At 46.3% G+C, this 22,278-nt stretch carries 16 protein-coding genes; 8 read left to right on the plus strand and 8 right to left on the minus strand.

All coding sequences use genetic code 11. The annotated features are described in order from the left end of the window. Positions 1-23 precede the first annotated feature (23 nt). Together rarD and SHAL_RS22975 are read right to left on the minus strand one after the other, a co-directional pair. Positions 24-917, minus strand: coding sequence for an EamA family transporter RarD (gene rarD, locus SHAL_RS00945; protein ID WP_012275319.1), 894 nt, complete (start codon positions 915-917; stop codon positions 24-26). A 71-nt stretch (positions 918-988) separates the two neighbouring features. Continuing rightward, positions 989-1,156, minus strand: coding sequence for an amidohydrolase (locus tag SHAL_RS22975; RefSeq protein WP_012275320.1), 168 nt, complete (start codon positions 1,154-1,156; stop codon positions 989-991). A 383-nt stretch (positions 1,157-1,539) separates the two neighbouring features. Between SHAL_RS22975 and SHAL_RS00950 the strand changes: the two genes are divergently transcribed. Both SHAL_RS00950 and SHAL_RS00955 read left to right on the plus strand, forming a co-directional pair. Beyond that, positions 1,540-2,631, plus strand: a complete 1,092-nt coding sequence (locus SHAL_RS00950; RefSeq protein WP_223296268.1) for an NADH:flavin oxidoreductase — start codon at positions 1,540-1,542, stop codon at positions 2,629-2,631. A gap of 501 nt (positions 2,632-3,132) precedes the next feature. Continuing rightward, positions 3,133-5,085: a BCCT family transporter gene (locus tag SHAL_RS00955; RefSeq protein WP_012275322.1), complete on the plus strand. Its 1,953-nt coding sequence runs from the start codon at positions 3,133-3,135 to the stop codon at positions 5,083-5,085. 129 nt (positions 5,086-5,214) lie between these two features. On the opposite strand, the gene gorA is transcribed toward SHAL_RS00955, so the two are convergent. The 3 genes from gorA to SHAL_RS00970 all read right to left on the minus strand — a co-directional run bounded on the left by gorA (position 5,215) and on the right by SHAL_RS00970 (position 8,367). Next, positions 5,215-6,570, minus strand: a complete 1,356-nt coding sequence (gene gorA / locus SHAL_RS00960; protein WP_012275323.1) for a glutathione-disulfide reductase — start codon at positions 6,568-6,570, stop codon at positions 5,215-5,217. Positions 6,571-6,900: 330 nt separating this feature from the next. Next, on the minus strand, positions 6,901-7,377 hold the full coding sequence (locus tag SHAL_RS00965; RefSeq protein ID WP_012275324.1) for a hypothetical protein: 477 nt from the start codon (positions 7,375-7,377) through the stop codon (positions 6,901-6,903). 207 nt (positions 7,378-7,584) lie between these two features. Continuing rightward, complete coding sequence (locus tag SHAL_RS00970) at positions 7,585-8,367, minus strand: outer membrane beta-barrel protein (protein ID WP_012275325.1); 783 nt, start codon at positions 8,365-8,367, stop codon at positions 7,585-7,587. Positions 8,368-8,642: 275 nt separating this feature from the next. On the opposite strand from SHAL_RS00970, the gene prlC reads away from it, so the two are divergent. Both prlC and SHAL_RS00980 read left to right on the plus strand, forming a co-directional pair. Then, a complete protein-coding gene (prlC, locus tag SHAL_RS00975) occupies positions 8,643-10,682 on the plus strand; it encodes an oligopeptidase A (RefSeq protein ID WP_012275326.1) in 2,040 nt (679 codons plus the stop codon). A gap of 151 nt (positions 10,683-10,833) precedes the next feature. Then, positions 10,834-11,406, plus strand: a complete 573-nt coding sequence (locus SHAL_RS00980; protein ID WP_012275327.1) for a thioesterase family protein — start codon at positions 10,834-10,836, stop codon at positions 11,404-11,406. On the opposite strand, the gene SHAL_RS00985 is transcribed toward SHAL_RS00980, so the two are convergent. Continuing rightward, a complete protein-coding gene (locus tag SHAL_RS00985; RefSeq protein ID WP_012275328.1) occupies positions 11,403-12,050 on the minus strand; it encodes a glutathione S-transferase family protein in 648 nt (215 codons plus the stop codon). The genes SHAL_RS00980 and SHAL_RS00985 overlap by 4 nt on opposite strands. A 194-nt stretch (positions 12,051-12,244) precedes the next feature. On the opposite strand from SHAL_RS00985, the gene SHAL_RS00990 reads away from it, so the two are divergent. The 3 genes from SHAL_RS00990 (at position 12,245) to SHAL_RS01000 (ending at position 17,611) form a co-directional block, all read left to right on the plus strand. After that, positions 12,245-12,934, plus strand: a complete 690-nt coding sequence (locus SHAL_RS00990) for a DNA-3-methyladenine glycosylase I (RefSeq protein ID WP_012275329.1) — start codon at positions 12,245-12,247, stop codon at positions 12,932-12,934. A 357-nt stretch (positions 12,935-13,291) separates the two neighbouring features. Continuing rightward, a complete protein-coding gene (locus tag SHAL_RS00995; RefSeq protein WP_012275330.1) occupies positions 13,292-14,443 on the plus strand; it encodes an efflux RND transporter periplasmic adaptor subunit in 1,152 nt (383 codons plus the stop codon). Between the two features lie 9 nt (positions 14,444-14,452). Next, complete coding sequence (locus tag SHAL_RS01000) at positions 14,453-17,611, plus strand: efflux RND transporter permease subunit (protein WP_012275331.1); 3,159 nt, start codon at positions 14,453-14,455, stop codon at positions 17,609-17,611. Positions 17,612-17,987: 376 nt separating this feature from the next. Here the strand turns inward: SHAL_RS01000 and yfcE are convergent, their stop codons facing one another. Next, a complete protein-coding gene (gene yfcE, locus SHAL_RS01005; protein ID WP_012275332.1) occupies positions 17,988-18,545 on the minus strand; it encodes a phosphodiesterase in 558 nt (185 codons plus the stop codon). Positions 18,546-18,775: 230 nt separating this feature from the next. Between yfcE and SHAL_RS01010 the strand changes: the two genes are divergently transcribed. Then, the gene (locus SHAL_RS01010) at positions 18,776-20,173 is read left to right on the plus strand and encodes a permease (RefSeq protein ID WP_012275333.1); all 1,398 of its coding nucleotides are present in this window, start codon (positions 18,776-18,778) and stop codon (positions 20,171-20,173) included. A gap of 300 nt (positions 20,174-20,473) precedes the next feature. Here the strand turns inward: SHAL_RS01010 and SHAL_RS01015 are convergent, their stop codons facing one another. Then, positions 20,474-22,093, minus strand: a complete 1,620-nt coding sequence (locus tag SHAL_RS01015; RefSeq protein WP_012275334.1) for an AbgT family transporter — start codon at positions 22,091-22,093, stop codon at positions 20,474-20,476. Between the last annotated feature and the right edge of the window lie 185 nt (positions 22,094-22,278).

Genomic DNA, 22,278 nt, shown 5'->3' on the forward strand with positions numbered 1-22,278 from the left:
AGGTATTGCTGGAGGCTTGTAAATTATAACCGCGATGTTGTAGGAGACATTCGTTTCTTAAATACAATATCGGCAATACAGAGCAGTAAGCCTAACCAGATCAAGCTAAAGCTTGCCACCTTCACCGGTAATAACACCTCGCCAAATATCATCACGGCCAGCAAGAACTGAATGCTGGGCTCTATATACTGAATAAAGCCAATCATGATCAGACTGATCTTCTCCACTGCAAGAGAGAACAGAACCAATGGGATTAGGGTGACTGGCGCTGAGAGTAGGTACAGCAAAATCTTACTGTTGTCATCTGAATATAAAACGGAAGTTTGATGCCATAGATCGCTCATGATCAAGCACAGGGCAAAGGGTAGCATCAAAATCAGCTCAATCATCATGATGCTTAGCGCGTCTAAATCGACGAATTTCTTCATCAAACCGTACAGGGCAAAAGTGCCACCCATGATGATTGAAAGCCAAGGCAACTCGCCATAATAGAGCACTTGTAGACCAATACCAGCAATAGAAAGTGCTACGGCAACAGACTGAAGAGTCGACAGTTTGTCCTTGAGGAATAGTACGCCCAAGGCAATCGAAAAAATCGGGTTCATAAAGTAGCCTAAACTGGCTGCTAGCACTTGCCCGTTGGTCACTGCCCAAGTGAAGCTATATAACGAGGTGAGGTTAAATATCCCGGCTAAAAAGCAGATTAACAAGACTCTTCTGTTGCGCATTGCTGCCCATATTTTTGCCATCGGAAGAGATTTAGCTTTAAGTAACAGGTAAATACAGGGAATGGAGAATAATATCCGAATCGATAATAACTCGAGCACATTGGCACTGGGGATAAATTGAAAATAGAGCGGCAGTAAGCCCCAAGCCAAAAAGGCACAAACCGCGATTGAATTACCAGAAAACAACATAGGGCGCTTCTCATCATAAAAGGAGACCGTGTATGTTGGTCTCCAACAGGCTTGAACGATTATTAACTAAATCACTCACTCGGTAATTGATCTCGAACTAGTTCAACCCAAAATTTGACGCTAACCATCAGTAGCTCGTCGTTAAAATCATAATGTGGTAGGTGTAGCGCGACGCTCCCTTTCTCTCCTTTGGTGCCATTGACGACCAATATATAGCAGCTAGCCACTTCACGTTGCATGAAGGAAAAATCTTCCGAGCTACAGTAGGGTTTGCACTTATCGTTAAGTGTATCGATGGCGGTAAAAGATCTCTATTTCAGCCATAGTAACTTAATGCTTTAGTGCCTACAGCAAGATGAAAAGCCAGAAGCTTAATCTAGATTAAGGACTTTGCTCTGTTTTGCAGGTAATATCCAGTATCTGCCGCTTGTTGTGCCTTTTAAACGAGGTGTCGCACGAAGAATTCAGCGATGACACATTAAACATTAGCTATCTGACAGCCATGCCTTATTGCATGGCTGTTGTGTTTTTGATCTTTGGCAAGGCTGGTGGATAGCCGACATACCAATCTGCAACAGCGATTGGTATAAATTGATTTTTAAGAGGATTGCACTTGAGCACTTTGTTTTCACCCGCCCGGATTGGCAAGATGACACTGAAAAACCGCTTTGTGAGAAGCGCGACTTGGGAAAATATGGCGACGGAAGATGGCCATATGACCGACAAGTTATATTCGGTGTATGAAGAGCTGGCTAAAGGCGAGGTGGGATTGATTGTCACGGGCTATGCCAATATTGTCGCCGAAGAGAAGCCCAATGCTGGCATGATGGGTATGTATAACGACTCGTTTATCGCTGAATACCAGAAGCTGACCGAGTTAGTGCATAAGTATGATTCGAAAATCGTTATGCAGCTGGCGTATGGCGGCACTAAGACCACCTACAATGTGGGTGAGCGAGTGATCTTCGCCCCGAGTGCAGTGGCAGAGCGCGGCACCCAAACACTGGGTAAGCCAATGACCAAAACTGAGATAGACTATATCGCCTCAGCATTTGCACTGGCGAGCCGCAGAGCCCAAGAGTCCGGCTTTGATGGCGTTGAGATCCATGCGGCGCACACTTACCTGATTAACCAGTTCTTGAGTCCCTACTATAATCAGCGTGAAGATGAATACGGCGGCAGCCTTGAGAACCGTATGCGTTTCTTGCTGGATATTTACACCGAGATCAGAAAGCGAGTTGGCGAGAGTTATCCTATTTTAGTCAAGTTAACCGCATCGGAGTTTTTCGACGGTGGCTTAACTTTTGATGAAACTCGTCTTATCTGTAAGAAGCTAGAGTCGGTAGGTGTTGATGCCATTATAATTTCTGGCAACATTCATGGTAACGCCTGTACGGTAGTCGGTGAGTCGTTTGACGGTCACGCTATTCAACAGGAAGGCTACTTCCGTGAATATGGCGCCGTTATAAGCCAAGAGGTAAATCTACCAATTATTACCGTTGGCGGACTTGCCGATTTCTGTGCCATCGAAGAGATCGCGGCGACCACCAATATTCAGTTCTTTGCGCTTTCAAGACCTTTGCTTGCCGAGCCACAGCTCATAAAGCGTTGGTCAGATGGCCGTAGAGCGGAAGTAGATTGTGAGCGCTGCTCAAAATGCCGCACTAAACGTGGTAATTTCTGTGTGGTGTATAAAAAGCGTAACGCCGCTTAAGCTTATGATTGCATGGTTGGCACGATTACTATCGTGCCAACCTCTTTATCTTTTTCCTAATTTTTACCCTAATGCTCCCCATCGTAGCCGCTTCGTTTTCGCTCAACTCCCAGCCCTACATTGCCGCTAAAATAAACATCACATTTATCTGTGAACAAAATGACCCATAGACACCGTTGGCAAGCCGTTTAGCCTACTTATGCGGCATTAATAATCCTTAGATAATGTTCGCTTATTTACATGTGAGATTTGCATCACAATTTGGATTGATTCGAGAGATAAGTTTGTCGACAGACAGCCTGATTAACATTATTTTATCCTAAGCCTATCTTAATCTTAATTTGGGCAACTTTCGGGTGTTATTAGGTTTACAAAAAGAACGGTTCACACACAATATTCATACTCTTCGACTTAGTATAGAACCTACCTGCTTTTTACGCGGCTAGGTCCTTGTGGCGTGCACTTAATCAAATCTGTATTTAGTTATTGCGGACAATAAAAATGAAAAAACACTTCGAGCTTATCGATAAGCCGACATTTTTCGGCGCACTATTACTGCTTTGTGCAGTTGTTATTCCCTTACTGTTGTTTCCAGCTGAAGGGGCTGAATGGATTGCAGTTGCTAAAACATTTATGACAGACAAACTAGGCTTTGCTTATTTGGGTCTGGGTTTAGCGGCATTTTTCTTCATGATCTATATCGTTTTCTCTGATATCGGTCAGATCAAACTGGGTGATCCTGATGAAAAGCCTGAATTTGCACTGGCGTCTTGGGCGGCAATGTTATTTTGTGGCGGTATCGGTGCCAGTATTTTGTACTGGGGCACCATTGAGTGGGCCTATTATTACCAAAATCCGCCTTTTCAGTTAGAAGCGGGTAGTGAAGAAGCGGTACGTTGGGCTGCCACTTATGGTCTGTTCCACTGGGGACCCATTGCTTGGTGTATCTATATGATCCCAGCTATTCCAATCGCTTACTTCTTCTATGTACGTAAACAGCCTGTATTAAAAGTCTCTGCTGCTTTAATGCCTGTTATTGGTGAAGCCAATAGCTTTGGTAAGCTAGGTAAAGTGATCGACATTCTGTTTATCTTCGGCCTATTGGGCGGAGCGGCAACCACCTTAGGTTTAGCGGCACCACTGATTAACGAAGGCATTAGTTACCTGTTTGGTATCCCTGCGACGACTGGCAGCCAAATTTTAGTGCTGATGGTATGTACTGCTATCTTTGCTTACTCTTCTTACATGGGGATGGACAAAGGCATTAAGATTTTAAGTAATATTAACTTCTGGGGTGCCCTAGGCTTACTACTGTTTGTACTGGTTTGTGGCCCAACAATCTTCATGTTGGAAACAGGCTTAGATTCAATCGGTCGTATGTTGTCTAACTTCTTTGTTATGGCGACTTGGGCAGAGCCTTTTGGTGGTATGGGTACCTTTGAAGACACGCATTTCCCACAAGACTGGACCATTTTCTACTGGGCGTGGTGGTTAGTCTTTGCACCTAGCATGGGTCTATTTGTTGCGCGTATTTCACGTGGTAGAACGATTAAGCAGATGGTGTCTGGTGCCGTATTCTTCGGTTCACTAGGTTGCTCTATGTACTTCATCATTCTTGGTAACTACGGTTTATCACTGCAGTTATCTGGTCAATTAGATGTGGTGAGCATTCTTAATGCAGAGGGCGCGACTCGCGCAATCTTCGCAATTTTAGAAACGCTGCCATTTAGTACATTGATCATCGCACTATTTACTCTGTTATGTGTGATTTTCACTGCGACAACGTTTGACTCTATCTCATATATTTTGGCGTCAGTTGTGCAAACTAACGTAACTGAAGATCCAATGCGTTGGAACCGTTTGTTCTGGGCTTTCACCCTATCATTTATGCCTTCGGCACTGATGTTTATGGGCGGTTTAGCCACATTGCAAACAGCGGCCATTGTCGGTGGTTTACCGCTATTGATTATTGCGGTGATGCTGATGATCTCAGGCGTTAAGGCGGCGATGTTAGATTTAAGCCATCAAGATAACTATGTGGATCCTGTGATCAATATTTCAGATCTACCCGATGTTGATCCTTGGAGTAAAGAAGGTCAGGCACTGGCACGTTTTGAAGCTTTACGTGATAAAGCGATTAATGCAGCGGATTTAGAGCGTGAAGCCAATGATGCAATCTGGATGCTGAAAAAGCAATTGCGTAGAGAAGCGTTAGCCCGTGGAGAGTCGAGTGTAGAGTTAGGTGATGCACCCGATGAGATCATCGAGCAGCTACGCCAGTTAACAGATGATTCGATGAAGGCGAAAGAAGCCAAACTTGCAGCATCTGAACTTGCACAAGAAGCGCGTGTAGCCTTCGATGCGCTAATGCGTGATAAAGAACAAGAGGAAGCCTTGTTAGCCCAAGAAGAAGTTAAGCTAGCAATTCAAGCAAGACTGAATACGCCGAACTAACAGGTATATTGTTAGCGCCGTTTGGCGTATTAGCTCTATGTCAGTAAAAGGATTTACTGACATATGACCTTAAGTTTTAGATACAAAAAAGCCGCTTAATAAGCGGCTTTTTTATTTGTAATCAACTAATTACCTCATGGTGACAAATTCCTCAGATCCAGTTGGGTGGATAGCCACAACCGCATCGAAATCTGCCTTAGTTGCGCCCATCTTCATCGCTACGCCGAAGCCTTGTAGAATTTCATCCATACCGTAACCTATGCCGTGAATACCCACGACCTTCTGGTTATCGCCGGCGCAGATTAGTTTCATCTTACAAGCCTGACGATGAGCGGTTACTGCTGTGTACATAGAGGTGAAGCCTGAGGTGTATACCGTCACGTTATCTTCGCCGTACTCAGCCTTGGCTTCAGGCTCGGTTAACCCCATGGTGCCGATGGCTGGGTGGCTAAATACGACAGTTGGAATGCAGCTGTAATCCATCTTGGCGTCTGTCATGCCGTTAAATAGGCGCTCTGACAGTAAACGGCCCGCTTTAACTGCGACAGGCGTTAGCTCTACGCCGCCCGCCATGATATCACCAACACAGTAAATGCCCGTGTCCGTGGTATTTTGCTGCTCATCGGTGATCACATAGCCTTTTTCGTCTAGCTTAACCTTGGTGTTTTCAAGGCCGATGTTTGCTGTTGATGGCTGACGACCAATAGCCCAGATCAGGCAGTCGATATCATAGCTTTCGCCATTTTCAATTTTAAGGGTTAAGCTACCATCACTGTTTTTGGTGACCGACTCAGGCACACTGTGAGTATGCAGCGTAGGGCCGTCAGTGGCCATAGACTCCATCAGCGCTTCACTTAGCATAGGGTCAAAGTTACGTAGTGGGGCGTGCTTACGCACAAACAGGTGAGTATCGCTACCTAGAGCTTGCAGTACGCCAGCCACTTCAACGGCAATGTAGCCTGCACCAATCACCGCAACGCGTTTTGGTTGCTCGGCTAATGCGAAGAAACCATCTGAGTCGATACCGTGCTCGGCGCCAGGAATATTTGGAATGGTGGCTGCGCCGCCTGTGGCGATCAAGATATTGTCGGCGCTGTAGTGCTCGCCATTCACTTCGATGGTGCTGCTGTCGACAAAACGACCGTAACCACGAACAAGGGTAACGCCATTGCTCTCTAGGCCGCGATCATATGAGCCGTGGATACGGTCGATATAGGCTTCGCGACTGGCAACAAGGGTGCTCCAGTCAAACTTATTCACGGTCACGTCGAAACCATAATCTTTAGCGTAAAGGTGCATAGCTTCGGCAACCTGAGCGCCATACCACATCACCTTTTTCGGTACGCAACCTACATTTACACAGGTGCCACCTAGCTCTTTTGCTTCGATAAGTAGCACTTTTGCGCCGCGCATGGCGGCTCTGTTAGCCGATGCAATACCGCCACTACCTGCACCAAGGCAGATATAATCAAAATGTTGAGCCATGTGTATCTCCAATAAAAGTTGCGAACCGATGGACAAAAGCAAACGAATATGGGCCTTCGTACCTGTAATTATCATTAATACGCTTGTTAGATCAAAAAGCGATGATCCAAGAAACGAACTAACTTTCTGGCCACATTTGCTAAATCAAGATTAGCCATTGTAGAGGTAAAATTTTATTTGAACCAGACCTTATCCGATGACAAATTGACAGAATTAGATGATATTTCTGAGCATTAAAAATATCGCTAGTCTGTTCACTATATCGGGATGATTTAAGTGGTCTTCAAATTTATTAGTCAAGGCTAAACTATTCTATGGTTTGCGATAGGGTTAGCGCCGGTATTGGCAAGAGGCGTGGTCACTCTGCTTGGGGCCTTCTGCGCCGCATTTCATGCACTGCCACTCATCTTGCCTGATGTTAAGTTCTGTCTGGTAGTGGCGATTGCGAGAGTTCACCCCAGCGCTAAGGTGGCGCTCTAGGCTGTTCATGCGGCCGTTAAGCCAGCGACAACCTGGGTCGTTGGCTACGCTGTTGCGACTGGCGAGTTGTTGCTTGCGACTCTTGTCTTTCTTAGGTGGACTCTTCTTCGCCACGCGGGCTTGCGTTGAGGAGCGCTTGGACTCTTCAATGGTTGGCGGCGAATAATTAAAGTCGCTTTGGGGCTTGCTTGGGATCTCGATAGGCTGCCCCTTATCGTTAAGCACGCTGCCTAAGACAAGTGAGGAGGTATCGGGGTCGCTGCTAAAGCAGCTCTGGCTATAAAATATGACAAACATGCCTATGACTAGGCGCAATAGAAGTAACATTCCCTGTTCCTTTTAATCGAGATTACTGTCCGTGTAATCGATAAGGTGGCGCGGCTTCACTCTTGCCTAAATTGGCGTTATTAAGCAAGAGCGAAAGCAGTTAGCTATGAGCTGTTAGTATAGCTAACTCTTGTTAACTAGAGGGGGTTAACTAGAAGCAGTTAATTAGAGGCCGTTAATTAGAGACGGTTAACTAGAAACCGTCGGCTAGAAATTCCAGCTTAAGTGTAGGCCGGCAAAGGTTTCATCAAGGCTGCCAGTGATACCATCATTACGCGCCTCAAGCTTAATATCTTCTTGAGCGATAGTGTGACTGATATGCCCAGACACAACGAAGTTATTAGGTAATAGGTACTCGGCTTCTACACCAAACTGAAAGTGGTTAGGGCCATCATGGTCTTCGGTGACATACTGAAAATCAAAACCTTGAGTAACATACGGGCTAACGCTTAAGCCGTCAGCCAGCTCCCAGTTACTGTGTAGGCTAACTTCGACAAAGTAGCCAGCAGCTTCGGTCGAATAAGTGTAGCTAACAGAGGGCACTAACCAATCAACGGCGGTGTATTCTAGTGAGCTAAACAGCTCGTTGTCATAAGCGCGTTCGTCGCCATAAAACTCTAGGCGCTGATAGCCGATACTACCGCTTAAGTTTTCACTAAGATCGAAGCCATACTCAATACCAAAATTCCATTCGGTATAGTGTTGGCTATCACCACGGCCCACGGTGGCATAAATATTAAAGTTGTCTTTTTGTACCGCTGCGGTTGCCCAATAGATGCCGCCTTTTTCTAGATTGTTGCGGCCTTCTGAGATGTATTTTGAGTCCCAACCAAGATCGATAAGCCCTTGAACTTGTCCGCTATCGTCTGAAGGTAGCTGCTCAATGACTTTAATAGTGTGGGAGTCATCGATGCTTACCGCGTCATCTGCAAAGGCTAAAGGGCTGATTAATAGTGTTACTAATGCTGTGTATAAGCTGGTTTTGTTCATTGTTAGACTCGAAATATTGGCGAAAGAAAGTGACCCTTGACATAGTAGTTTTTAATTGCTGAATGTAAATGATAATGGGACGTATTTGCGACGTGGTTTACAATATCAATATTGTGTAAAGTTTGCACGGGCGAAATTTGATCTAGATCCTAGATAAAGCTGTTTTTAGCTGTTAGAGCTGACATTATTTCCAAAGAATAATGGGCTAAATATTGAATAACCACTCGTTAGCCCTTATCTCTTAACTATCAACATAGAATGTTAAGGAATCATTGATGAGCAATCCTTTGCTAAGCAGCGCCAAGCTACCGCCTTTTTCAAGTATTAAGCCAGAACATATTCAGCCCGCTGTCGAGCAAGGTATTGCCGATTGTCGCCAAAAAATCGAAGAGGTGCTCAAGCATCAAGGTGAGTTTACATGGGATAACCTTGTGGCACCGCTAGAGGAGACGGATGATCTGCTAGGCAAGATCTGGTCGCCTATTTCGCATATGAATTCGGTGGTGAGTAATGAAGAGTGGCGCAAGGCTCATGATGCTTGCTTACCTCTATTATCTGAATACGGTACCTTTGTCGGTCAGCATCAGGGCTTGTATCAAGCTTACAAATCACTGGCTGAATCTGCAGAGTTTGCTCATTATTCACAAGCGCAGAAGAAGCTTATCGAAAACAGCCTGCGAGACTTTGAATTATCGGGCATTGGTCTAAGCGATAGCGACAAGTTGCGCTACGGTGAATTGGTTAAGCGTATGTCAGAGCTAACCAGCAACTTTTCTAATCAGTTACTCGATGCCACGCAAGCTTGGACTAAGCTGATCACCGATGAAGCCGATCTTAAAGGTTTGCCTGAATCAGCAACTGCAGCAGCTAAGGCGATGGCAGAATCCAAGGAGCTAGACGGCTGGTTGTTTACCCTGGATATTCCGTCCTACCTGCCAGTAATGATGTACAGTGAAAATCGCGAGCTTCGTGAAGAGTGCTACCGTGCCTTTATCACCCGCGCGTCGGATCAGGGTCCGAATGCCGGTGAGTTCGATAATGGTCCCTTGATGGATGAAATTTTAGTTTTGCGCCATGAGTTAGCGAATCTATTAGGCTTCGATAGCTTTTCTCATAAATCACTGGCGACTAAGATGGCTGAGTCACCAGCACAAGTCTTAGACTTCCTAACCGAATTGGCGGCCCGCTCTAAGTCGCAAGGCGAGACAGAGCTGGCAGAGCTAAAAGAGTTTGCTGAAAAAGAGTGTGGAGTGACAGAGCTCGAGCCATGGGATCTAAGCTTCTACGCTGAAAAGCTAAAGCACCATAGGTATGAGATCTCACAAGAACTGCTGCGTCCATACTTCCCTGAAGATAAAGTCTTATCGGGTCTGTTCTATACGGTATCACGTCTATTTGGTTTGAAAGTCGAAGAGCAAAAAGAGTTCGACAGCTACCATAAAGATGTGCGCTTCTTTCATATTACCGACAGTAACAATGAGCATCGCGGCAGTTTTTATCTCGATCTCTATGCTCGTGAAGGTAAGCGTGGCGGTGCATGGATGGATGACTGCCGTGCGCGCCGCATGACAGAAAATGGCTTACAAGATCCTGTGGCCTATTTAACCTGTAACTTTAACGCGCCAGTGGCGGGTAAGCCTGCGCTGTTTACTCATGATGAAGTCACGACTCTATTCCACGAGTTTGGCCATGGTATTCATCATATGCTGACCAAAATCGATGTGGGCGGCGTATCGGGGATTAGCGGTGTACCTTGGGACGCGGTTGAGCTGCCAAGCCAGTTTATGGAGAACTGGTGCTATGAGGAGGAGGCGTTGGCCGAGATCTCTGGCCATTACGAAACTGGCGAGCCATTACCTAAAGCTATGTTAGACAAGATGTTAGCGGCGAAAAACTTCCAGTCAGGCATGATGATGTTACGTCAACTTGAGTTCTCACTATTCGACTTTAAAATGCACCTAGAGTTTGATCCTGCTAAAGGCGCCGAGATCCAGCAAAAACTCGATGAGGTTCGTCAAGAGGTTGCGGTAATCGAGGCGGCAGAGTTCAACCGTTTCCAACATAGCTTTGCCCATATCTTTGCGGGCGGTTACGCGGCGGGTTATTACAGCTATAAGTGGGCGGAAGTGTTATCGGCCGATGCCTTCTCACTGTTCGAAGAGCAGGGGATCTTCAATGCAGAAACTGGACAGCGCTTCCTTGAAAACATCTTAGAGATGGGCGGTAGCGAAGAGCCAATGGAGCTATTCAAACGTTTTCGTGGTCGTGAGCCGCAAACCGATGCGCTGTTAAGACACAGTGGTATTAATGGTTAATAACAACCTCGATTAGTATTAACTGTCGATATCCATCTGTAAAAAAGGCGCTTAAAGCGCCTTTTTTACATGCGTCAGTTCACACTTGTTATCAGGTATGACCTCTGCTAGCCTTGCGCTTCATATTTAGGTTGCAAGCTGTGAGTCATCAATGAATCTCTATTTTAGGCTTATTTGGTTATTTCTTTGGCGTAAGCGCCACTGCAACAAGATCGACTTCTTAGGCACTAGCCGCTTGGCATATCGCGCACTGCCGACAGATTGTGATATCAATTTCCACCTGACTAATTCTCGTTATCCCGCGTTTATGGATCTCGCGCGTACCTATATGATGGCCGAGATGGGCTTCTTGAAACGTTTCTTAACGTTAGGCTGGATGCCTATCGTTAACGCTGCGGAATTTACCTATATCCGCGACATCAAGCCGTTCGCTAAGTTTGAAATTGAAACCAAGCTGGTGGGGTGGGATGAAAAGTATTTCTATATTGAACAGCGCTTCGTCAGTGAGCGCGGCTTACATTGTATTGCTCATGTGCGTGGCGTATTTGTCTGTAAGCGCAAGCAAGTGGCTATCACTACCATGCTTGAAGAAGTGGGCTTTAATGAGCCTGCACCTCAATTGCCGCCAGAGGTGATTAAGTGGAAGAGTTTTTTGCAGCTTAAGAAAGAGTGCAACCTCCCAAGCCCTACGGGGGAGCCGATAGAATTTAGAGCGGCGAGTTAAGTGTGCACTACCTGCTCATTTTGGCCTGTTGTGGCGAGGGTGAGCTCGATCTCTTCTATCACTTGGTTTACTGAACCGCGTAACTTGGCTTGGATCCAGTAGCGACCAATGTGTTCATAGTCTAACAATTGCAGTCGACTCTCCAGTGTTTTCAGGCAGGGGATGAATGCACAATCGGCGAGGGAAAAGCTTTCGCCACAAACCCAGTGGTTATTGGCTAGGCGGCGATCAAAATGTTCTAAGCTAGTCAGCATCGCCCTTTCTAACCGCTTGGTGTAGAGCTGATTATTGCTGGATCTAACGGCCTGTAACCAGGCATCAATCTCTCTGTCTAGTTGGTTGTCGCTTAACCTATCATAGAGCCTGACATACAGGGCTTGAGTCTTGTCTATTGGGATAAGTTGGGTGCCGGAGCTAATATAGTTGTCTATATATTCGATAATAATGCTGGCGTCGTTAAATGACTCTCCAGCTCGTACGTGTAACAGTGGCAGTTTAGACGCAGCATTAAGTTGCTGAAAACTGCGTCTACTAAAAGCGTCGCCAAGGTCGATGATGTGCGGGTTGAAGCTTGCCTGTTTCTCATAGAGAGCAATAAGCGTTTTTTGTGACTGGCGTGCCAGCGGATGGTAATACAGATCCATAGCCGATGAGGGTTCGTTAAATGCAAAGGTTATTATTAACTCTAGTCGTTAACACTGGGACTCTCAATGTCAGTGACGGTGGGGGCTCTGGGCTATTCAGATCTTTGAGTGATAAAGATATGCCGCTTCAACTGTTTAGTGAATATAAGGGATGGCTTAATTTATTTAATCTCTAATTTTGAAGAGTGAAAAGTATGAGCAAAATTGAATCGTTTGCTGCTATCTATGCCAGAGCATCGCAGCGAAAAGGGGGCGACCAAAGCCTAGGAAGCCTGTTACCGACAGGCCTTCGCAGCGAAGAGATAGAACAATTTTCCGATGCTGTTCTGTTATCTGAGATCAGCAAGAAGGTGTTTCAGAGTGGTTTTGTATGGCGGATTGTCGAAGCCAATTGGCCGGAATATGAGAAAGCCTTCTTTGGCTTTGAGCCATTTAAAGTGCTGATGTTGTCGCCGGAACAGTTACAAGATCGCGCAAGTGATCCTAAATTGATCCGCCACCTCAAAAAAACCATGGCGATCTATGACAATGCCCATATGGTGAATGATCTTGCGGGTGAGCACGGCAGTTTCGCCAAGTTTATTGCAGACTGGCCGAGTGAAGATATTACCGGACTTTGGGCCGAGCTTAAACGTAAAGGTGCTAGGCTCGGTGGTAACACTGGCCCTTACTTCCTACGCTCTATGGGCAAGGACACCTTTCTATTAACGGCTGATGTGCAAGGGTATTTGAAGAGCCACGGCCTCGTGGATTACGGCTTTAGCTCTAAGGCAGGATTGAAGCAGGTGCAGAGCGTGTTTAACCACTGGCAGCAAGAATCGGGTCGTAGCCTAGCCGATATCAGTAGAGTCTTAGCCTGCAGTGTTGGTGATAATCGTGTTTAAACTAAAACCTGTATTTTGAGATGAGTTAGTCGGCATAAAAACCTTTTAAATTAACGAGTAATACTAGATTAATGTTAATGCTTTAATTGTTAATCATACTTGTTCGAACGCTGAGTTAACAAACTGTGTTTATACACCCACCCATTAACAACTATTAAACATATGCGGCTGATTTCATGTAAAAATTTTCATTACCTTACAATTTAAACTAGGAGTTCTCCTTGTTGACTCATGGACATTGTGAGATAAAGGTGCGTTAAATATTCGACAACAATTTATGCTTCCAAAGGTGGATTTGATGGCACTTTCTGCTTTCAAAAAATATTACCGAGTAGATGGCTTTTATTAGGAGTTCTCATGCGGCAAATAGTGAAAATTGCCTCTGTTTTAAGTGTGGCGTTATGGATAAGTGGCTGTGAGCAAAAACCTGAACAGGGGCCGCAACAGCGTGGACCAATGGAAGTGGGGGTTATAACTATTGCTGCTAAGCCTCAATCAATCATGGTTGAATTACCGGGTCGTAGTAAGTCTTATTTAGAGGCTGAAGTGCGTCCACAGGTAAGCGGTATTATTATGGAACGTGGTTTTGTTGAAGGTAGGGATGTCGAAAAAGGACAATCTTTATATCAGATCGAGCCATCAACCTACGAAGCAGCACTCGTTAGTGCTAAAGCCGATCTTAAGAGTGCGCAAGCGGGTCTCGTTTCGGCTAAAGCAAAGGCACTGCGTTTTGAAAAACTAGTCAAGCTTAACTCAATCAGTGAGCAAGATTATGATGAAGCGGATGCGGCTTACAAAGAAGCTCTAGCACGTGTAACGGTTGCTGAAGCGAATATTAATACTGCTCAAATTAATCTAGAGTACACCAAGGTAACGGCGCCAATCTCTGGCCGTATCGGTAAGTCTGATGTGACTGCTGGTGCACTTGTTACCGCAAATCAGAGCCAAACCTTGGCGACGATTCAGCAACTTGACCCAATGAATATCGATATCGCTCAGTCAAGCACGCAGATGCTGCGTCTTAAGTCTCAGCTAAAGCGTGGTCAAATTGAGGCTGCGGCAAATGCCAATGTTGAGCTGATTTTAGAAGACGGTACTCCGTACCATCATACTGGTGTGTTGCAGTTTGCTGAGGTGACGGTCAACGAAAATACCGGTTCGGTGATTATCCGTGCAGAATTTCCAAACCCAGACGGTGTGTTGATGCCTGGCATGTATGTACGTGCAGTATTGAATACGGGTACCGATCCTGAAGCGATTCTTGTCCCACAAAAAGCCATCACTCGTAATACTAAGGGACAGGCTGTGGCTATGGTTATTGAAGATGGCAAGGTTGCAGCGCGCATCGTGACTACAGCTGAAGTGATTGACAATCAATGGCGTATTACCAGCGGCCTTAAAGTAGGCGAACAGCTAATCGTTGAAGGCCTTCAAAAAATTCGTCCTGGAGCCCCTGTTAAAGCGGGACCTTTGGCCGCTGATAAGAAACCAGAAACACAACAGAAATAGGATAGGGTTATGGCACGTTTCTTTATCGATCGCCCTATTTTTGCATGGGTGATCGCTATTATTGTGATGCTGGCAGGTGTGCTCTCTATTGTGGGCCTACCCGTATCTCAGTACCCGAGTATTGCACCGCCGTCGGTTGTGATTAGCGCCGTTTATCCTGGTGCATCGGCTAAGACGATGGAAGACTCGGTAACTCAGGTTATTGAGCAGCGAATGACAGGTCTTGATAACCTGCGCTACATTTCATCGACCAGCGATAGCTTTGGTAATGCGCAAATTACCTTAACCTTTAACGCCGAAGCCGATCCTGATATCGCGCAGGTACAGGTGCAGAACAAGCTACAGCTTGCTATGCCACTATTACCGCAAGAAGTTCAGGCACAGGGTGTTAACGTAACTAAGTCGAGTGCTGGTTTCTTGATGGTAGCTGCCTTCGTATCTGAAGACGGTTCACTGGATAAAAATGATATTGCCGATTATGTGGGTTCAAACATTCAGGATCCGCTAAGCCGTGTTCCTGGTGTGGGCACTATTGAGCTATTTGGTGCGCAGTATGCAATGCGTATCTGGCTTGACCCACTAAAATTGACGCAATTTAACCTAACAAGCCAAGATGTTATTAGCTCGATTCGAGAGCAAAATGCTCAGGTTTCAGCGGGGCAGTTAGGTGGTGCACCATCGCTACCGGGCCAAGAGCTAAACGCGACAGTATCGGCTCAGAGCCGACTACAAACGGCCGAACAGTTCCAAAAAATCATCATTAAAGCCGATACTTCGGGCGCTAAGGTGTTCCTAGAAGATGTGGCGCGTGTTGAGCTGGGTGCTGAAAGCTACGCAGTTGAGTCATTTTATAACGGCAAGCCTGCAGCTGGTATTGGTATTCAGTTAGCAACGGGTGCAAACGCATTGGCTACGGCTGAAGGTGTACGTGCAAAGATTGCCGAACTGAAGCCTTTCTTCCCTGAAGGGATGGAAGTGGTTTATCCATACGACACCACACCATTCGTTGAGAAATCAATTGAAGGTGTTGTATATACACTGCTCGAAGCTGTGGTGTTAGTATTTTTGATCATGTACCTGTTCTTGCAGAACTTCCGTGCAACGCTAATTCCAACGATTGCAGTGCCAGTTGTTCTATTGGGTACATTTGCAATTTTGGCTGTAGCAGGTTTCTCTATTAACACCTTAACCATGTTCGCTATGGTACTGGCAATTGGCCTTCTGGTTGATGACGCGATTGTGGTGGTGGAGAACGTTGAGCGTGTGATGCAGGAGGAGGGGCTCAGTCCAATTGAGGCCACCAAGAAGTCGATGGATCAGATCACCGGCGCGCTGGTGGGTATTGGTCTAACGCTGTCTGCTGTATTTGTTCCGATGGCATTTATGTCGGGCTCAACAGGTGTGATTTACCGTCAGTTCTCAATCACGATTGTATCGGCGATGGCACTGTCGGTAATGGTTGCTATCATCCTGACACCAGCACTGTGTGCCACTATGCTTAAGCCAATTGCTAAGGGCGAAAGCCATGCAAAAACGGGCTTCTTTGGTTGGTTTAACCGTAAGTTTGATGCATTAACGTCTCGTTATGAAGCTAACGTTGCGGCAATGATCAAGCGTACTGGTCGCACTATGATGGTCTACCTTGCTATCACGGTTGCCGTGGGTTGGATCTTCATGCGTATGCCTACAGCATTCCTGCCAGACGAAGACCAAGGGATCTTGTTTACTCAGGCTATTTTGCCTGTCAACTCGACTCAGCAAGAAACCAAACAAGTACTTGAGCAAGTGTCTGACTACTTCCTAAACGATGAAAGTGCCAACGTTAAATCAGTATTTAGCGTATCCGGTTACAGCTTCGCGGGTATGGGTCAAAACATGGGTCTCGCGTTCGTCGGTCTTAAAGACTGGTCTGAACGTTCGAATCCAGGTCAAGACGTACAGTCAGTTGCTAACCGTGCCATGGCCAAGTTCTCGCAGATGAAAGAAGCCTTCGTGTTTGCCTTCGTACCGCCAGCGGTAATCGAATTGGGCACCGCTAACGGTTTCGATTTCTACCTGCAGGATAAGAATGGCCAAGGTCATGAAAAGTTGGTTGAAGCGCGTAACATGTTGCTGGGTATGGCAGCGCAGAATCCAAACCTAGTGGGCGTACGTCCAAATGGTCAAGAAGATGCACCACTTTACCAAGTTCATATCGATCATGGTAAGTTGCGAGCCTTAGGTATCGATATTGAATCGGTTAACAGCGTATTAGGTACTGCCTGGGGTGGTAACTACGTTAATGACTTTATCGACCGTGGCCGTATTAAGAAAGTATACGTTCAAGGTGAAGCTGAGTACCGTATGCAGCCAGAAGATCTTGATTCTTGGTATGTACGTAACTCTAAAGGTGAGATGGTTCCTTTCTCTGCCTTTGCTTCAGGCACTTGGGGATATGGTTCTCCACGTCTAGAGCGTTTCAACGGCTTACCTGCGATGAACATTCAAGGTGGTACAGCACCAGGTTACAGTACTGGTGCGGCAATGGATGATATTGAAGCTATGGTTAAGAAGCTGCCACCTGGATTTGGTATCGAGTGGAACGGTCTTTCTTATGAAGAGCGTCTGTCGGGTAACCAAGCGCCAATGCTTTACGCCTTGTCTATTGTGGTGGTATTCCTTGTACTAGCTGCACTATACGAGAGCTGGTCGGTACCATTTGCGGTAGTACTCGTTGTACCTCTGGGTATTATCGGTGCCTTGATTGCGATGAATGGTCGTGGTTTACCTAACGACGTGTTCTTCCAGGTCGGTCTACTAACCACCGTAGGTCTAGCGACTAAGAATGCTATCTTGATTGTAGAATTCGCCAAAGAATACTATGAGAAAGGTGCTGGACTCGTTGAGGCAACCTTACACGCGGTTCGAGTGCGTTTACGTCCAATCTTGATGACGTCGCTAGCATTCGGACTAGGTGTTGTGCCGTTAGCAATCAGTAGTGGTGTGGGTTCAGGGAGCCAGAACGCCATTGGTACTGCGGTACTTGGCGGTATGATGAGCTCGACCTTTATGGGTATTTTCTTTATCCCAATCTTCTTCGTGATTGTTGAGCGTATGTTCAGTAAGCGCGAGCGAGATGCAGCTAGAGCAGTAAAAGCGGAAGCCAAAGCGGCGAAAGCTAACAAATAGCCTTAGGGTTATATCGTTAATGCGCTAAGACTAAAAAGCCCAGCAGATGCTGGGCTTTTTGTTATCTTAAATATAGAGCGCTCGCAGGCTCGCTGCGAGGACGGTGCTGCGCACCTACTAGGACCTAGGTTCTAGGACGCCAACAAGTTGGCTGCGAGGAAAAGCGTAAAAGCATCTCAAAAGCTGACCCATTGAGCTTGATATCTTTTGCCTGTCGCTTTTCCGTCTTAGCTTTCCCTAGGACCTATCTGTTGCTTTTCCTAGGACCTCGAACCTATCTTCTAATCCTTTCCGTCTTAGCTTTTCCTAGGTCCTAGAACCTCGCACCTAGGACCTAGGACCTACTTTTTAAGCTTTTCCTAAGACCTAGAATCTATTACAACCTGTGGCGAATTGGACAGCTTAGCAAAAGCTCATCGTTGTCGAGTGCGCGGATCTGACATTCGGTGTCAGTGATCAAGCCGTATGAGGCGCGGCTGTCATTGCGCGGAATGGTGGTTGAGCCAGGATTAAACAGCAATATATCGTCGCGATATTCAGCTACGGCAATATGGGTGTGGCCATAGAGTAAACCGTCTCCCGCTTGCAGTGGTGGTAGCTTATCAGGACTATAAACATGGCCATGGGTTAAGAATAAGCGCATCTGCGGCATCAATATCTGAGCATATGTCTCGGTAATCGGGAATTGCAGTAGCATCTGATCGACTTCGCTGTCGCAGTTGCCACGAACAGCAATTATCTTATCTGCATAGGCATTCAGTGTCTCAGACAAGGCAACGGGGTCGTATCCCTCTGGGATAGCGTTACGTGGGCCGTGATTAAGCAGATCTCCGAGCAGAATCAAATAACGAGCACCGGATTGCTCAAAACGGGTGAGCATGGCTTTAGTTGCAGACAGAGATCCGTGTAGATCGGAGGCGATAAAAAGTTTCATGGGCTATATGCCTAGAATGATAAAACAGATCGTCAATATAGCCTTGTTTTTAGATAAATCTATTAATAATAAAACTTAACGGCTAAAAATCGATGAAACAGCTAGGGTCAACTAGAATAATCACAGGTATTGTTGTGGAGAGCTTAGTATCTCTTGTTAGCGGTAATGAATCGCTTTAGTCAGCAATACTCCCGTATAACAGCCAACTAACTTAATAGATAGAGGCGAATATGATACAGAGTTTATTCGAGCTAATCTGGCATGTGCTTAGTACGCTTAGTGGCATGGTGTGGCAGATTTATTGGCCGCTAGCCTTTGGATTAATGCTGTCATCAGTATTACGTAACATTCTGCCTCTCGATGTCGTGGTGAAACACCTAGGTAAAACCAATGGCAGAAGTCTTGTTCTGACGACTCTTTTAGGTATGGTTTCCTCCTCTTGCTCCTATGCTGCGGCATCCATGTCTAAAACGCTATTGATTAAGCATGCCACCTTAGCCAATTCCATGGCATTTCTCGTCGCGAGTACCAATCTGATTTTAGAAATGTTTATCGTGCTGGTTTCGCTGCTGGGCTGGCAGTTTTTGTGGGGGGAGATAAGTGGTGGCCTATTGCTCGTCGTTATCGTGGGCTTTATATTTCGTTTCTATCCCAAGGCGCAGTCTCGAGCATTGCGTGACAAATTACAGTCCGAAGAGAAAGGCGCTTCGACAGAGATGAAGTGCGGTGCGGCAATGCCGGGTATGGCTAAAGCAACTACAAATCCTGCGCCTAGCTCAAACTCACATAAGAATGATGTAGAGATGAAGTGTGGGGCAGATATGGCGGGTATGGCTAAAGCGCCTTCAGACCCTGCGCCTAACTCAAACTCACATAAGAATGATGCAGAGATGAAGTGTGGGGCAGATATGGCGGGTATGGCTAAAGCGCCTTCAGACCCTGCGCCTAACTCAAACTCACATAAGAGTGATGCAGAGATGAAGTGTGGCGCAGGTAAATGTGGTGCCGATATGTCTGGAAGCGATTCAGCACAAAATAAAACAACAGAGTCCCACTATATGGATAAGGTGCGTCGCAGTGCGGGCTATTTCTATATGGATTTAGGCATGATAGGTAAAGATATCATCATCGGTGTGGTGATTTCGTCGGTGTTGATAGCCTTGGTGCCAGCAGATTGGTGGCGAGAGTTATTCATTAGTAGTCAGGTTAATCTACCGGCTTGGTTGCACTCTTTACTGGATGTGCTGGTGGGCATTTTTGTCGCGGTCATTGCCTATGTGTGTTCTGTGGGAAATTTATTATTAGCAGCAGCACTTTGGCATGGCGGCATTTCGTTTGGCGGTGTTATCGGATTTATCTTGGCTGATGTACTAACCATTCCGATGTTGGGAGTTTATGCTAAATACTACGGGGCTAAACCGGCACGCTGGATAGGGGCTCTGTTATTTTTGAGTATACTTGCGACGGGTATCATCATTGATTTGATCTATATGAATGTAGATTGGTCGGCCTCGAAAGAGACTATACGAACTTTGCATCAAAGTGGCTTTGGTTGGAACTTCACCACCGTGATGAATGTTATCTTTATACCGCTATCGATTTGGTATTACCGTTTAGGTAAGAGCTGAGAAGGTTCTAGATACTAGGACGTTCGCAGGCTCACCTCTAGGAGATAGGTCCTAGGACGTTCGCAGGCTCACAGCTAGGTCGGTGCTACGCACCTGCGAGGAAAAGCTTAAAGATAACAGCGCTACATCTTGTGCTTTACTGTCTCAGCTTTTCCTAGGACCTAGTACCTCGAACCTAGGTCCTATCTTTTACTCCTTTCCGTCTCAGTCTTTTCTAGAAGTGACGAAGTCGCGTCCTCGCAGGGCGAAGCCCGACCTCGTCTTTGCACTTCCTAGAACCTAGGTCCTATCTTTTACCTTCTAAGGCGTATAATAAGTTGCAGAACCTGGCCCTACAGGCAATCCAAATCCAAATACCCAGATAAAGAAGAAGCTCGTCCAACCAATAAAGAACACAATAGTGTAAGGCAGCATGGTGGCGATAAGCGTACCTATACCTAGGTTCTTCTTATATTGCGACGCGACGGCCAAGATCAGGCCGAAGTAACTCATCATCGGGGTGATTAGGTTCGTCACCGAGTCACCGATTCGATAAGCCGCCTGAATGGTTTCAGGCGCATACCCCACTAACATCAACATAGGCACGAACACCGGAGCTGTCACTGCCCACTGCGCTGAGGCACTACCAAGCATTAAGTTGATAAAACCACACATGGCAATAAACACGACAAAAACTAACGGGCCAGTGAGACCTATTGCATTTAATGCGTCAGCACCTGCGACTGCCAGTACCGAGCCTAAGTTGGTCCAAGTAAAGAAAGCGACAAACTGCGAGGCAAAGAACACCAATACGATATACATGCCCATGCTGCTCATGCTGTGAGACATGGCGTTGATCACATCCACATCACGCTTCATGGTGCCAACTATTCGGCCATAAACGAGTCCCGGGATTGCAAAGCAGATAAAGATAAAGGCGACGATCCCTTTTAAGAAGGGAGAGCCTGACACTAGGCCCGTTTCAGGATTCCGAAGGGGGGCGCCTTCAGGTACAACGGTTAGTGCCAATAGTACCGACATGACTAAAACCGCCAGTCCTGCCGCCTTTAGCCCCTGCTTTTCGATGGCGCTTACACCATCCATCTTTTGTTCACCAAGGTCGCTTGCAGCCTCGCTCGGATCATACTTACCTAGCTTAGGTTCAACAATTTTCTCGGTGACGAATGCACCTAAAAAGGTGATGAGAAAGGTTGAGACGAACATGAAGTACCAGTTTGCTTCTGGGCCAACGGTGTAGTCGGGGTCGATCATCTGCGCCGCGGCTTCGGTGATCCCCGATAGCAGCGGATCGACGGTTCCGAGCAGTAGGTTCGCACTATAGCCACCCGATACACCGGCAAAAGCGGCCGCAAGGCCCGCCAGTGGATGACGACCTAAGGAGTGGAAAATCATCGCCGCCATTGGGATAAGTACCACGTAGCCTAGCTCTGCTGCGGTGTTTGAGACGATACCTGCAAATACAATTGTGAGTGTCACCAAGCGTTTAGAGGTGCCCATAACCAGCGAGCGCATCGCAGCAGATAGCAATCCTGAGCGATCGGCAATGCCGACACCCAGCAAGGCGACTAATACGGTGCCTAGTGGTGTGAAGCCTGTAAAATTAGTCACCAAATTGGAGACGATCATTCTCAGGCCTTCAGCATTCATCAGGCTGACAACATGGATCATACCGTCACTACTGCGGCCTGATGCGCCTTCAGGTCTGGGGTCAACAACGCTTAACTCAAAATAGCCCGCTATGCCACTGATAACGATAACGGCGGCACAAAAAATTACGAAAAGGGTAATGGGGTGAGGTAATAGGTTTCCTAGTCTTTCAACCACGTTAAGAAAGCGGACAAACCAACCACTGGGTTGATTATTAGGATCTGAAGAGGCGTCGCTTGACATAGGTAAGCTATCGCCGTTATTGCTGCTCATGGTTTTTTCCTTACAAAATGTTCTTATTATTTTTTATTTATTTTGGTGTTTTTTTGATTTTCAGCGGCTGGAATAGCGACGCGTTGGCGCTATGGTGCTGACTTCGGTTTAATCGAAGGTGCTGGCATCATGGATAAAGAAAATTAATTGAACCTTAAATAATCGCTTATTAATAAAGCATAAAG

The organism is Shewanella halifaxensis HAW-EB4, assembly GCF_000019185.1.
Lineage (GTDB): Bacteria > Pseudomonadota > Gammaproteobacteria > Enterobacterales > Shewanellaceae > Shewanella > Shewanella halifaxensis.